The sequence below is a fragment of the Nevskia sp. genome (genome assembly GCF_021732705.1).
GTDB lineage: Bacteria > Pseudomonadota > Gammaproteobacteria > Nevskiales > Nevskiaceae > Nevskia.
In genome coordinates this window covers 150,140-162,809 of sequence record NZ_JAKFUM010000010.1, presented here as the reverse complement: position 1 = coordinate 162,809, position 12,670 = coordinate 150,140, and the positions used below count along the sequence as shown (strand labels likewise).

The window sequence follows — 12,670 nt, the reverse complement described above, 5'->3', positions numbered from 1 at the left end:
TCCGGTGATCACGGCAGCCGAATCCGGTTCAGATCGCGCTTGCGGCGCGCGCGCAAGGTGTCCAGCAGGCCGGCGAGCAGCGGCCAGACCAGCGTCGTGCTGACGATCGGCAACCAGCGCAGGGTCGGGTCGGCCGCGTGGCGGGTCAGGCCATCGATCCAGAACATCAGGAACACGAACAGCGCCCAGATCGGCAGCAGCGCCAGCGCCGCCTGCCAGATCGGAAACAGCACGTAGATGCCGGCCAGACGCCGGATCAGGAATGCGACCACGACCAGACCCAGCGCGTACTGGCCGAGCGGCGCGTTCAGCAGCACGTCGCAGCACAGCCCGAGCACCCAGGCGGCGAAGATCGCCGGCGTCTGCGGCGCGTACAGCGCCCAGTAGCCGATGACCAGCAGCGGCCAGATCGGCCGCACCAGTGCCAGCGTCTCGGGCATCTGCACGATCTGCAGCATCAGCGCCAGCAGCAGGCTCAGCAGGAACCAGAACGTGCCGCTCATGGCACGGGCTTGCCGGCGGCGGCCGCGGGCTTGTCAGCCGGCGGCTGGGGCGCAGCATTCGGGGCCGCAGCGGCCGGCGGCGCGCGGGTGTCGGCAACCGGTGCTGCAGCGGGGGACGGGGCCGATGCCGCCGTCGCGCCATTGGCTGCCGCGGCGGGCACCGCCGTGTCGCCCTTGATCGGCAGGTCGATCGGCACCGGCGGCACGGCATCGATCACGCCGTTGACCGGCAGCGCGCGTTCGCTCCAGACCAGCAGCGCCTGCCGGCCTTGGTTCAGCTGCGCTTTCGGGTAGGCGATCGCTTCCATGAAGCTCTCGCCGCCGGCGTGCTTCAGTTCGTGGACTTCGCCGACCGGATAGCCGGCCGGGAAGCGGCCGCCGATGCCGGACGTCACCAGCAGATCGCCGACCTTCACGTCGGCATTGCCCGGCAGATACGGCAGCGACAGGCTGTGGCCGTCGCCGTGGCCGAGCGCGATGGTCTGCAGGCCGGTCCGGTTGATCTCGACCGGAATGCCGTGGTCGGGATCGGTGATCAGCAGCGCCACGGCGCTGCCGGCGTTGACCTGCACCACCTGTCCCATGACGCCGGAGGCATCGACCAGCGCCTGACCGCGATAGACGCCATCGCGACTGCCCTTGTTCAGCACGATCTGATGGCGATACGGGTCCTGGCTGGTGGCCAGGATTTCGGCGATCAGCACGCGATCTTCCAGCGCGCTCGACGAGGCCAGCAGCTCGCGGATGCGGGCGTTCTCGGCCTCCAGCGACGACAGCCGCAGCAGCCGTGCGTCCTGTTTCAGCAGCTTGTCGCGCAGTTCCCGGTTTTCGGTCAGCAGGGATTCGCGGGAGCGGAAATGCTCGACGCTGCCGGACACGCTGGTCGGCGACGCGGCCAGCCACAGCACCGGCGTCATCGCCCACGACAGCCATTGGCGCAGCGGTTCGATCCGGGAGCCGCGGGTTTCGGCCACCATCAGCCCGATCGACAGAGAAGCGAAGAGGGTCAGCTTCAGCCCCAGTCCAGGGCCCCGTGGAAACAGCGGTTTTCGCGAAGGGTCGCTAAGCGTGGTGTTCAAGGGCCGGGCGCAGGTTCAGCTTGTGTCACCCGCAGCGGAGCGGGCATCGCGAAAGAATAGGACGCGGAAGCGGTGGCGACAACCGTTCACATCGCGAAAAGTGAAGATTCGCCGGCTTCGCGCCGAAAATCGCCGGATATCGCTCGATTCCGCGTGATTTCCCGGGCACCGGCATGCTGCGGCATGCGCGACGAACGTGTCGGGCGGCTGCGTCGGCGTGGTTGATGACGGCCTGTCGCGACACGCGCCCGGTTTTTCGCTTTGGACCGCCCTCGCGCGAATCAAAAAAGGCGCCGGTTTCGATCCGGTTCGAGTGCGGAACTGCTGCCGACCCGCGCAACGGATCGCAGGCGTGATCAGCTCCTGCCGATGATCGCGATGGCGGTCAGCCCATCCCGCAGATCGCCAACGCGATCAGTCCATCCCGCTGATCGCCAACGCGGTCAGTCCATCCCGCTGATCGCGAACGCGATCAGTCCATCAGATAGATGTCGCCCTTCTGATCGAGCGTGTCGAGCAGCATGCCGCCGCCGCGGGCGACGCAGGTCAGCGGGTCGTCGGCGATGATCACCGGCAGGCCGGTTTCTTCCGAGATCAGCTTGTCCAGATCGCGCAGCAGCGCACCGCCGCCGGTCAGCACGATGCCGCGTTCGGCGACGTCGCTGCCGAGTTCCGGCGGCGTGCGTTCCAGCGCCTGCTTCACCGCCTTGACGATGCCGGCCAGCGGCTCCTGCAGCGCATCGAGGATCTCGTTGGAATTCATCGTGAAGTTGCGCGGCACGCCGGCCGCGAGATGGCGACCGACAATGTCGATTTCCTGAACTTCCGGCCCCGGGAACGCGGTGCCGATTTCCTGCTTGATGCGTTCGGCCGTGGCTTCGCCGATCAGCATGTTGTACTGGCGGCGGACGTACGACACGATCGCTTCGTCGAACTTGTCGCCGCCGATGCGGACCGACTCGGCGTAAACGATGCCGTTCAGCGAAATCACCGCGACTTCCGAGGTGCCGCCGCCGATGTCGACGACCATCGAGCCGCGGGCTTCGGAAATCGGGATGCCGGCGCCGAGTGCGGCGGCGATCGGCTCTTCGATCACGTAGACCTTGCGGGCACCGGCGTTCTCGACCGATTCCCGGATCGCGCGGCGCTCGACCTGCGTCGACCCGAACGGCACGCAGACCACCACGCGGGTCATCGGGCGCATCACGCGGCCCTTCTGCACCTTGCGAATGAAGTGCTGCAGCATCTTTTCGGTGACGGTGTAGTCGGCGATCACGCCATCGCGCAACGGGCGGATGGTCGAGATGTTGGTCGGCGTGCGGCCGAGCATGCGCTTGGCGTCGATGCCGACGGCTTCGATCTTCTTCGAGCCGCGCGAGTCGAGGCGGATCGCCACCACCGACGGTTCGTTGAGCACGATGCCCTCGTCACGCACATACACGAGCGTGTTGGCCGTACCGAGATCGATGGAAAGGTCGTTGACAAAAAGGCGGCGAACGGCGTCGAACATCGCGGTCTGGAAAGTACGGTCGAAGAGGGGGAAGGGCGGGGTGCGGCGGGATTTTTCAGCGGCTGGGGGCTGCTACGGACTGCGCAGACGTGCGTCGTGGCGATGAGCCCCGACGACTGTTTCCGGACGTGTCCGGGAACCGAGGCAGTCGATAAAATCGTCTATCATTCAAGCATAACGCATTTTCTTCTGCCTAAAACCGCACAACACGCAGTTTCCACGTTTGCAGCGCGTGGTCGGCAGGCGTCATCAGCCCTGGTCTCGCACCGGGTTTGCCACTCTTTTCCAGCTTTCGTTCCGCCGCCATGAGCCTGAGTCCCGAACAAGTCCGACAGGTCGCCCGACTGGCGCGCCTGCAGCTCAATCCCGAACAGGTGGCGCCGTATGCCACGCAGTTGTCGAACATCCTGCAGATGGTCGATCGCCTGTCGTCGGCCGATACCGCCAACGTCAGCCCGATGGCGCATCCGCTCGACATGGTGCAACGCCTGCGGCCGGACGTGATCAGCGAGCCGGACCGCCGCGACGACTATCAGGCGATCGCGCCGGAAACGCAGGACGGCCTGTATCTGGTGCCGAAAGTCATCGAATAAGCCTGGTTGCGTCACGGTGCCGCCGTGACGCAACGAGTCGTCGGGTCCGGGCGAACGCTGTCGCGTCGCTCGACCCGCCGGAAACACCCCAATTCCCGAGAGCCCATGCACACCCATTCCCTTCCAGAACTTGCGGCGGGATTGCGCGAGAAGAAATTCTCGTCGCGCGAGCTGACGCAGCACTACCTGAACCGGATCGCCGCGCTCGATGGCGACATCAACGCCTACGTCACGGTGACGCCGGAACGGGCGCTGGCGCAGGCCGCCGCCGCCGATGCCCTGATCGCCGCGGGCAAGGCCGGCCCGCTGACCGGTATCCCGCTGGGCCAGAAGGATATTTTCTGCACCAAGGGCGTCCGCACGGCCTGCGGTTCGAAGATGCTCGACAGCTTCGTGTCGCCGTATGACGCGACCATCGTCGAGAAGCTCGATGCCGAAGGCATGGTCATGCTCGGCAAGCTGAACATGGACGAATTCGCGATGGGTTCGTCGAACGAGACCTCGTACTACGGCCCGGTCAAGAATCCGTGGGACAAGACCCGCGTGCCGGGCGGCTCGTCCGGCGGCTCGGTCGCCTGCGTCGCCGCCGGTCTCGCGCCGATCGCCACCGCGACCGACACCGGCGGCTCGATTCGCCAGCCGGCCGCGCTGACCAATCTCACCGGCATCAAGCCGACCTACGGCCGCGTGTCGCGCTACGGCATGATCGCGTTTGCCTCGTCGCTCGATCAGGCCGGCGTCGTTGCCCGCTCGGCCGAGGATGCCGCCTACGTCATGCAGGCGATGTCCGGCTTCGATCCGAAGGATTCGACCAGCGTCGACCGGCCGGTGGACGATCTCGTCTCCGGCCTCGGACATTCGATCAAGGGCCTGACCATCGGCCTGCCGAAGGAATACTTCGCCGACGGCATGGCGCCCGGCGTCCGGGCGCTGGTCGAGCAGGCGATCGAGACCCTGAAGGGCCTCGGCGTCCGGTTCAAGGACATCTCGCTGCCGAATTCGCCGCTCAGCGTGCCGACCTACTACGTCGTCGCGCCGGCGGAAGCCTCCAGCAATCTCGCGCGCTTCGACGGCGTGCGCTACGGACATCGCGCGGAAGGCGCGAAGTCGCTCGGCGAGTTGTACGAGCGCAGCCGTGGCGAGGGCTTCGGTGCCGAAGTGCAGCGCCGCATCATGATCGGCACCTATGTGCTGAGCCACGGCTATTACGACGCCTACTACCTGCAGGCTCAGAAGGTTCGCCGGCTGATCTACGACGACTTCAAGCGCGCGTTCGCCGACGGCATCGATCTGGTGCTGAGCCCGACCGCGACCGACGTCGCGTTCAAGTTCGGCGACAAGTCCGACGACCCGGTCGCGATGTATCTGAACGACATCTACACGATCGCCGCCAACCTGGCCGGCATCCCGGCGATGAGCCTGCCGTGCGGCTTCGTCGACGGCCTGCCGACCGGCTTCCAGTTGATGGGCAATTTCTTCAGCGAAGCGCGCATGCTGAACGTCGCGCACCAGTTTCAGCAGGCCACGGACTTTCACAAGCAGTGGCCGACGGAGTTCGCGTCATGAGCCGCATCCCCGAGGGTTGGGAAGCCGTCATCGGCCTCGAAGTGCATTGCCAGCTGTCGACGCAGTCGAAGATCTTCTCGGGTGCGGCGATCGCCTACGGCGCCGAGCCGAACACCCAGGCCTGCCCGATCGACCTCGGCATGCCGGGCATGCTGCCGGTGCTGAATGTCGACGCAGTCAGGAAGGCCGTGACCTTCGGCCTGTCGGTCAACGCCGAAATCGCGCGGCGCTGCGTGTTCGCGCGCAAGCACTACTTCTATCCGGACCTGCCGAAGGGCTACCAGATCTCGCAGTACGAATTGCCGATCGTCGCCAACGGCCATCTCGACATCGAACTGGAAGACGGTTCGACCAAGCGCATCGGCATCACCCGTGCGCACATGGAAGAGGATGCCGGCAAGTCCGTGCATGAAGGCTTCCAGAAGTCGTCCGGCATCGACCTGAACCGCGCCGGCACGCCGCTGATCGAGATCGTGTCCGAGCCGGACATCCGCACCGCGCAGGAAGCGGTCGCCTACCTGAAGAAGCTGCACCAGATCGTCGTCTACCTCGGCATCTGCGACGGCAACATGCAGGAAGGGTCTTTCCGCTGCGATGCCAACGTGTCGGTGCGCAAGATCGGCGCGCCGAAGTTCGGCACCCGCACCGAAACCAAGAACGTCAACTCGTTCCGCTACGTCGAGAAGGCGATCGAATACGAGATCGAGCGCCAGATCGACGTGCTCGAAGCCGGCGGCAAGATCATCCAGGAAACGCGCCTGTTCAACCCGGACACCGGCGAGACGCGCGCGATGCGCACCAAGGAAGACGCCAACGACTACCGCTACTTCCCGGACCCGGACCTGCTGCCGATCGTCTGCACCGAGGACTACATCGACGCGATCCGCGCCAGCCTGCCGGAACTGCCGGAAGCCAAGCGCGCCCGCTTCGTCAAGGATTTCGGCCTGTCGGACTACGACGCCAAGACCCTGACCAGTTCGCGCGAACTTGCCGCGTACTACGAAGCGGTCGTCGCGGCCTCGGGTGCCGAGCCGAAGCTGTGCGCGAACTGGGTTGCCACCGACCTGCTCGGCGCGCTGAACAAGATGAGCAAGGGCATCGAGGAATCGCCGATCTCGGCGGAAGCCTTCGCGGCACTGCTCAAGCGCATTGCCGACAAGACCATCAATGGCAAGATCGCGAAGGACGTGTTCGAAGCGATGGTTGCCGGTGAAGGCTCGGCCGACGAGATCATCAAGGCCAAGGGTCTGGTCCAGGTCACCGACGAGTCCGCGATCTGTGCTGCGATCGACGACGTCATCGCCAAGAACCCGCAGCAGGTCGCCGACTACCGCGGAGGCAAGGACAAGCTGTTCGGCTTCTTCGTCGGTCAGGCGATGAAGGCGACGCAGGGCAAGGCCAACCCGGATGCGCTGAACCGCCTGCTGAAGGAACGCCTCGCCGGCTGACTGCCCTGAGAATGGCGGTCAGACAATTGGGGTCAGATACACATTAATTCGCGCGCAAGTCCATGAATCAGCTGATCCCGTTCCAGTTCGACAACCACATCGCGCACGGCGCCTTCGTCGTGCTCGATGTCGGCGTCGCCGAGATGCTGGATCAGCGCGCCTACGACCCGGTGGTGCGCCAGCTGGTCGGCCAGACCATGGTCGCGATGCCGCTGCTGGCCACGCATGCGCGCTTCGAAGGCCGCATCAACCTGCAGTTCCAGGGCGAGCGCGCGATCAAGCTGCTGGTGGCGCAGGTCACGCAGAACGGCGATGCGCCGCTGGTGGTCCGGGCGATGGCGAAGGCCGCGCCGAAGATCGAGGCCAGCTACGCCGAACTGCTGCACGACGGCATCCTCGCGCTGATGCTGGAGCCGGCCGTCGACACGCAGCCGACGCGGCAGGCGATGGTGCCGATCGATGGCCACTCGCTGAGCGAATCGCTCGAAGGCTATTTCGCGCAGAGCGAGCAGCTGCCGACGCTGGTGCGGCTGGCGGCGACGCGCGACAAGCTGGTCGGCTTCATGCTGCAGCGCCTGCCGCTGGAGCACACGAAGGCGACCGAAGACTACTGGGAGCACCTGAGCATCCTCGCCGGCACGCTGCTGGCCGACGAACTGCTCGAGGTCGATGCCGAGACGATGCTGCGCCGGCTGTTCGCGAACGAGGCCTGGCATCTGCAGGCGCCGCGGGCGATCCACGTCGCGTGCCGCTGCTCGCGCGAGGGCATCTCGCTGCTGCTGCTGTCGCTGGGCCGCGAAGAAGTCGATGCCATCGTCGCCGAGCAGGGCAAGGTCGCCGTCACCTGCGAGTTCTGCGGCAAGGACTACGTCTATTCGCGCTCCGATGCCGTCACGCTGTTCGCGGCCGAAGGCAGCGAGCAGTCGATGCTGAAGCACTGATCGACCGATCGCCGGGCGCGGCCGCGTGATCCTGCCGAAGTACGTCGTCGAGCCGTCCCGCATTCCGAGGGCCGGCAAGGGCCTGTTCGTCGCCGAAGCCGTGGCCCGGGGCCGCGTCATCGTCGCGCCGGACAACATCCACACCGTCTGGCCGGAAGCGAAGCTGCGCCAGTTCGCGCCGGATTCGATCGAGGTCGAATCGAGCGTGCGCTGGTTCGAGGACCAGTTCTCGCTGACGCCGGAATGGTCGGACGAGTGCTACGTCAACCACAGCTTCACGCCAACCGCGCTGTGGCACCTCGGCTTCATCTTCGCGGCCCGCGATCTCGCTGCCGGCACCGAAGTGACGATGGACTACCAGCTCGTGATCGGCAGCGGCGAAGTGATGCCGTTCAAGGATTCCGTCACCGGCCGCGACATCGTCGGCCTGCACTGGGACGACACCCTGCGGCGCAGCACGACCGAACTGCTGGCGCTGCTGACCCGCGGCCAGCCCTGACGTCCGCACATCGCGCCGGACCGTCGCCGGATCATTGGCATCCGGACCGTGATGGCGGCTGATTGCGCCACAGGATCGCGCGGCCCGGTCGCCGGGCCGCACGACTTGCGCTACCAGTGATCCCCGAGCGCATGGCCGCAGCGGCCATTGCTGCAGCGGCTGTCGCTGCCTTCGAAATGGCGGCAGCCGCAGCCGGACTTCGCGCAGGCGCCGTAGCCGAGTCGAAACAGGGGCTTGTCGACGGCATCCGGGGCATCGACCGGCGGCAGCTGCAGGCCGCGCAGGTCGAGATCCTGCAGCCAGCGGCGCTGCTGCGAACGCGCCGGCGGTGCCGACGACGGGCTGACACGATCGCGACTGGCGGACGCGGACGAGACAGGCGAGGACAGGACATTCATCGGGCGGTTCCGGTGGTTCGGGAACAATGCGGCGTCCGGAGTGCCCGGACGCCGCCGATCGGTCAGTGCCGCGTTTCGCGCTGCCGGCGCCAGCCGGCCGCTGCGCCGCCCAGCACCAGCATCAGCCAGCCGACGGCGCCGCCGCCACCGGCCGGCGGTGGTGGCGTCGCCGTCACCGTCACGCTGCGGTTGGCGCTGCCGCCGGTGCCGGTGCAGGTCAGCGTGTAGGTCTGCGTGCCGTTCGCGGCCGGCGTCACCGATTCGCTGCCGCTGGTGGCGCGGCTGCCGCTCCAGTTGCCGCTGGCGGTGCAGGCGGTGGCGTTGGTCGTGGACCAGGTCAGCGTGGCGCTGGCGCCGAGCGTGACGCTGCCCGGATTCGCTGCCAGCGTGACCGTGGGCGCCGGTGCCGGCACCGGATTGACCGCGACCGTCGCCGTGGCGCTGGCGGTGCCGCCGCCGCCGGTGCAGCTCAGCGTGTAGCTCGTGCTGCCGACCGCGGCCGGCGTGACGCTGGCCGTGCCGCTGGTGGCGCGGCTGCCGGTCCAGCCGCCGCTGGCGGTGCAGCTCGTGGCATCGGTGCTGGACCAGGTCAGGGTCGAGGCGCTGCCGAGGGTGACGCTGGCGGGGTTCGCGCTGATCGTCACCGTCGGCACCGGCAGCTGGGGCGGGGCGTTGACCGTGACCGTCGCCGTGCCGCTGGCATTGCCGCCGGCGCCAGTGCAGCTCAGGGTGTAGCTCAGGCTGCCGCTGGCGGACGGCGTCACCACTTCGTTGCCGGTGGTGGCGCGGGCGCCGGTCCAGGCGCCGCTGGCGGTGCAGCTGCCGGCGTTGGTCGTGTTCCAGCTGATCGTCGACGTGCCGCCGAGCGTGATCGTCGTCGGGCTGGCGCTGATCGTCACGGTCGGCGCCGCTGCCGTCGCGGTGACCGTGGTGCTGGCATTGGCGGTGCCGCCCGGGCCGGTGCAGGTCAGCGTGTAGCTGGTGGCGCCGGTCGCGGTCGGCGTGACGCTGGCCGTGCCGCTGGTGGCGCGCGAGCCGCTCCAGCCGCCGCTGGCGGTGCAGGCGGTGGCGCTGGTCGACGACCACGTGAGGGTCGACGCCGCACCGAGCACGACGCTGGCCGGGTTCGCGGCCAGCGTCACCGTCGGCGCGGCGGCCGTCGGCGTGGCGCTGGTCTCGTTCGAGAACTGGGTTTCGCCGAGCGCGTTGACCGCCGTGATCGTGAAGTAATAAGCCGTGCCGCCGGTCAGGCCGGTGACGGTGTAGCTGCCGGTCTGGCCGGCGGCGGGCAGCCCGGTGGCAATCGGCGTGCCGCCCTGGCCGCCGGGGGTTGTCGACTGATAGACGTTGTAGGTGACCGCACCCGGCGCGACTGGCCAGGTCAGCGTCACGCTGCCGATGCCGGCGCTGCTGGCGAGCGCCGTGACCCGGTCGGCCGGGCCGTTGATGGCGATCACGGCGCCGTAGCCGAACGTGCCGCCGTAACGCGTCGGCGCCACGAGGCTGCCATCCGGCGCCTGGATCAGGCTGTCCTGAATGCCGATGCCATCGGGCACGCCGGTGGTCTGGTAGACCACCGAATACTGACCCTGCGGCGTCACCCGGTAGACGGTGTCCTGGCTGGAACCGCCGTTGTCGGCGATCAGCGCGCCGTAGAAATTGCCGTCACGCGCCTGGATCACGCCGCCGTTGGCCCGAACGTCGTTGCCGGGTCCGAAGTTGTAGACCACCGAGAATGCGCCGCCCAGCGTCAGCCGAAACAGCAGGCCGCGGAAGAACGATCCACCGCCGAACGTGCCGGTGGTGGTGCCGTACAAGGCGCCATCCAGCCCTTGCACCAGACCCGCGATCGGGTTGATACCACCGGCCAGGGTGCCGTCGAAGCTGCGCAGCACGGTCACGGTGCCGCCGGGGGTCATCCGGAACACGGTGCCGGCATCGCTGGCGCCGCCGAACTGCGTCGTGCCGTAGAAATTGCCGTCGCTGGCCAGCAGCAAGCGGCCGGCCGGATTGCGGCCGCTGGTGCCGTTGAAGTCGAACAGCTTGGTGAAATTGCCGCCGGGCGTGATCCGGAACGCGATGCCGCCGTTGTTGCCGAGGGCATTGCCGGCACTGGTCACGCCGTAGAAATTGCCGTCGCTGCCCAGCGTCAGGCCGGTGACCGGCTGCTGGCCGTCCGGATTGCCGGTGAAACTGTGGAGATTGGTGAAATCGCCGGCCGCGCTGACCCTGAACACGGCGCCGAGTCCGTTCGAGCCGCCGGCCACCGTGGTGCCGTAGAACGCGCCATCCGGCCCGACCGCGAGGCCGCCTTCCGGCGAACCGCCGGCATTGGCGGTGTAGTGGATGCTGTTCAGCGTGCTCAGCACGCCGGTCGGCGAGAGCTGGAACACCGAGCCCGAAAAGCCTTTCGGCGTGCCGCCGGCGGTGACGCCGTAGAAATTGCCGTCGGCCGTCTGCAGCAGAGGCCCGCTCGGCGCGCGGCCTTCCGACGGCAGCGACGAGAACGTCGCGATCCGCGCGAAGCCGCTGCCGTTCTGACCGATGCTGAACACGGTGCCGCTGCCGGACGCCGGGCGAACGGGGTTGGAGGGCGTGGTGCCGGGCGGCACGATGCCGGCGCTGATCGTGGTGCCGTACAGGCGGCCGTCGGCGCCGAGGGTCAGCGCCGCGTCCGGGCCGCTGCCATCGGTCCGGATGCCGTTGCCGTCGAACGAGAAGCAGAACAGCGTGGTCAGCACGCCGGCCGGCGTCAGCCGGTACAGGGTGCCGCCCGGGCCAAGGAGCGTCTGGTTGATGTTGGCGGTCGCACAACCCGGCGTGACGTTGTTCGAACCGGCGGATTCGGTTGCGCCGTAGAAATTGCCGTCGCTGCCGGCGACGAGCCCGGAAGCCGGGGTGACGCCGGTGTTGGCGGGATCGACGCTGGAATCACTGGTGAACCGGAACAGCACGGTGAAAGCGCCAGCCGGAGTGATCCGGAACGCGGTGCCGCCGTAAGCCCCTCCGGCCGGCGAGATGCCACCGCCTGCAGTGTTGGTGCCGTAGAGATTGCCGTCGCTGCCGAGCGCCAGCGGGCCGATCGGCCGGTTGCCTTCGCCGGCGGTCATGCTGTGCAGGCTGCTGAAGACGCCGGCGGTGGTGATCCGGAACACGGTGCCGCAGTTGTTGCAGCCATCGCCGGTGCCGGTACCGCCGAAGGTCGTGGTGCCGTAATAGGCCCCGTCCGCGCCAAGCGTCAGTGGCGCCTGCACGTTGACGCCTTCCGCCGCGTTGGCGCTGGAAAAGCCGCGCAGCAGCGTGTAGCTGCCGTTGCCAGTGCGGCTCAGGCGGTAGACGCCGCCGCCGTCGCTGCTGCCGCGGCCGGTCTGCAAGGTCCCGTAGAAATTGCCATCGGCATTTTCGACCGGGCTGCTGTTCGGGCCGCAGCCGGTATTGCAGTTGAAGCTGTGGAAAATCCGGTACTGGCCGGCATTGGCGCCGGTCAGCGCCACGCGGTAGATGCCGCCGCCGCCGTTGGCGCCACCACTGGCGGCGACGCCGTAGAGCATGCCGTCGCTGGCGATGAACGGCGTGCCGCGCGGCACCGACAGATCGGTGACGCGGTTGCCGGCGATGTCGAACGCGCTGTTGCCGTTGAACCAGTGCAGCGCGGTGAACTCGCCGTTGCCGCCGTAGCGCGCCAGCACCGCACCATCGTTCAGCGCACCGCTGGTGGCGACGTAGACGCTGCCGTCCGGTCCGCGCACCGCGCCGTTGCCGTTGGCCGACGCGCCGGTGCCGACGAAGCCGCCGCTGTTGCGGGCATCGTTCGAATGCAGGCCCAGCGAATACAGAACACGTTCGGCCGCGATCGCCGGCTGCGCGGCCAGTGCGGCGGCCACCAGCGATCCGCCCAGCAGGCGCGCCGCCCATCTCGGCCATCGGCCGAAGCGGCTGCCTGATTCAGAGTCGATCCGCGACCGCGCCGTGGCGGCGCCTGCCTCCGGACCCCGTGCCGCCTGTCCCCATCCCGTTCGTGTCATGTGCCTGCTCCCGATTGGTGCCGTGAAGTGGTGCATCGCCGGCTTGCAGCGATCGGGGCGGATGATGGAAATTGGCGGCTTGAGCAGTCCTGACGGAAATCCGAAAAT

10 protein-coding genes are annotated in these 12,670 nt (G+C 67.9%); 5 read left to right on the top strand and 5 right to left on the bottom strand.

The window, feature by feature from the left end:
- Window positions 1-8 precede the first annotated feature (8 nt).
- From mreD to QZ951_RS12085, 3 genes are all read right to left on the bottom strand, one after another.
- Entirely contained in the window at window positions 9-503 is a 495-nt protein-coding gene (mreD, locus tag QZ951_RS12095; protein ID WP_293000918.1) for a rod shape-determining protein MreD, read from the bottom strand.
- Window positions 500-1,582 (bottom strand): rod shape-determining protein MreC, encoded by a 1,083-nt coding sequence (mreC, locus tag QZ951_RS12090; RefSeq protein WP_293000917.1) that lies wholly within the window; start codon window positions 1,580-1,582, stop codon window positions 500-502. The genes mreD and mreC overlap by 4 nt, the downstream gene beginning before the upstream one ends.
- A 472-nt stretch (window positions 1,583-2,054) precedes the next feature.
- Complete coding sequence (locus QZ951_RS12085; RefSeq protein ID WP_293000916.1) at window positions 2,055-3,092, bottom strand: rod shape-determining protein; 1,038 nt, start codon at window positions 3,090-3,092, stop codon at window positions 2,055-2,057.
- Between the two features lie 305 nt (window positions 3,093-3,397).
- Here QZ951_RS12085 and gatC point away from each other — a divergent pair, with 305 nt between their 5' ends.
- The 5 genes from gatC (at window position 3,398) to QZ951_RS12060 (ending at window position 8,139) form a co-directional block, all read left to right on the top strand.
- On the top strand, window positions 3,398-3,685 hold the full coding sequence (gatC, locus tag QZ951_RS12080) for an Asp-tRNA(Asn)/Glu-tRNA(Gln) amidotransferase subunit GatC (protein WP_293000915.1): 288 nt from the start codon (window positions 3,398-3,400) through the stop codon (window positions 3,683-3,685).
- Window positions 3,686-3,790: 105 nt separating this feature from the next.
- On the top strand, window positions 3,791-5,251 hold the full coding sequence (gatA, locus tag QZ951_RS12075; RefSeq protein WP_293000914.1) for an Asp-tRNA(Asn)/Glu-tRNA(Gln) amidotransferase subunit GatA: 1,461 nt from the start codon (window positions 3,791-3,793) through the stop codon (window positions 5,249-5,251).
- Window positions 5,248-6,699, top strand: coding sequence for an Asp-tRNA(Asn)/Glu-tRNA(Gln) amidotransferase subunit GatB (gatB, locus tag QZ951_RS12070; RefSeq protein ID WP_293000913.1), 1,452 nt, complete (start codon window positions 5,248-5,250; stop codon window positions 6,697-6,699). Before gatA ends, gatB begins: the two co-directional genes overlap by 4 nt.
- A 62-nt stretch (window positions 6,700-6,761) precedes the next feature.
- Window positions 6,762-7,640, top strand: coding sequence for an Hsp33 family molecular chaperone HslO (locus QZ951_RS12065; protein ID WP_293000912.1), 879 nt, complete (start codon window positions 6,762-6,764; stop codon window positions 7,638-7,640).
- Window positions 7,641-7,665: 25 nt separating this feature from the next.
- The gene (locus QZ951_RS12060; protein ID WP_293000911.1) at window positions 7,666-8,139 is read left to right on the top strand and encodes an SET domain-containing protein; all 474 of its coding nucleotides are present in this window, start codon (window positions 7,666-7,668) and stop codon (window positions 8,137-8,139) included.
- A 110-nt stretch (window positions 8,140-8,249) separates the two neighbouring features.
- On the opposite strand, the gene QZ951_RS12055 is transcribed toward QZ951_RS12060, so the two are convergent.
- Window positions 8,250-8,537 (bottom strand): hypothetical protein, encoded by a 288-nt coding sequence (locus tag QZ951_RS12055; protein ID WP_293000910.1) that lies wholly within the window; start codon window positions 8,535-8,537, stop codon window positions 8,250-8,252.
- Window positions 8,538-8,599: 62 nt separating this feature from the next.
- Window positions 8,600-12,421: a choice-of-anchor tandem repeat GloVer-containing protein gene (locus tag QZ951_RS12050; RefSeq protein ID WP_293000909.1), complete on the bottom strand. Its 3,822-nt coding sequence runs from the start codon at window positions 12,419-12,421 to the stop codon at window positions 8,600-8,602.
- Window positions 12,422-12,670 lie beyond the last annotated feature (249 nt).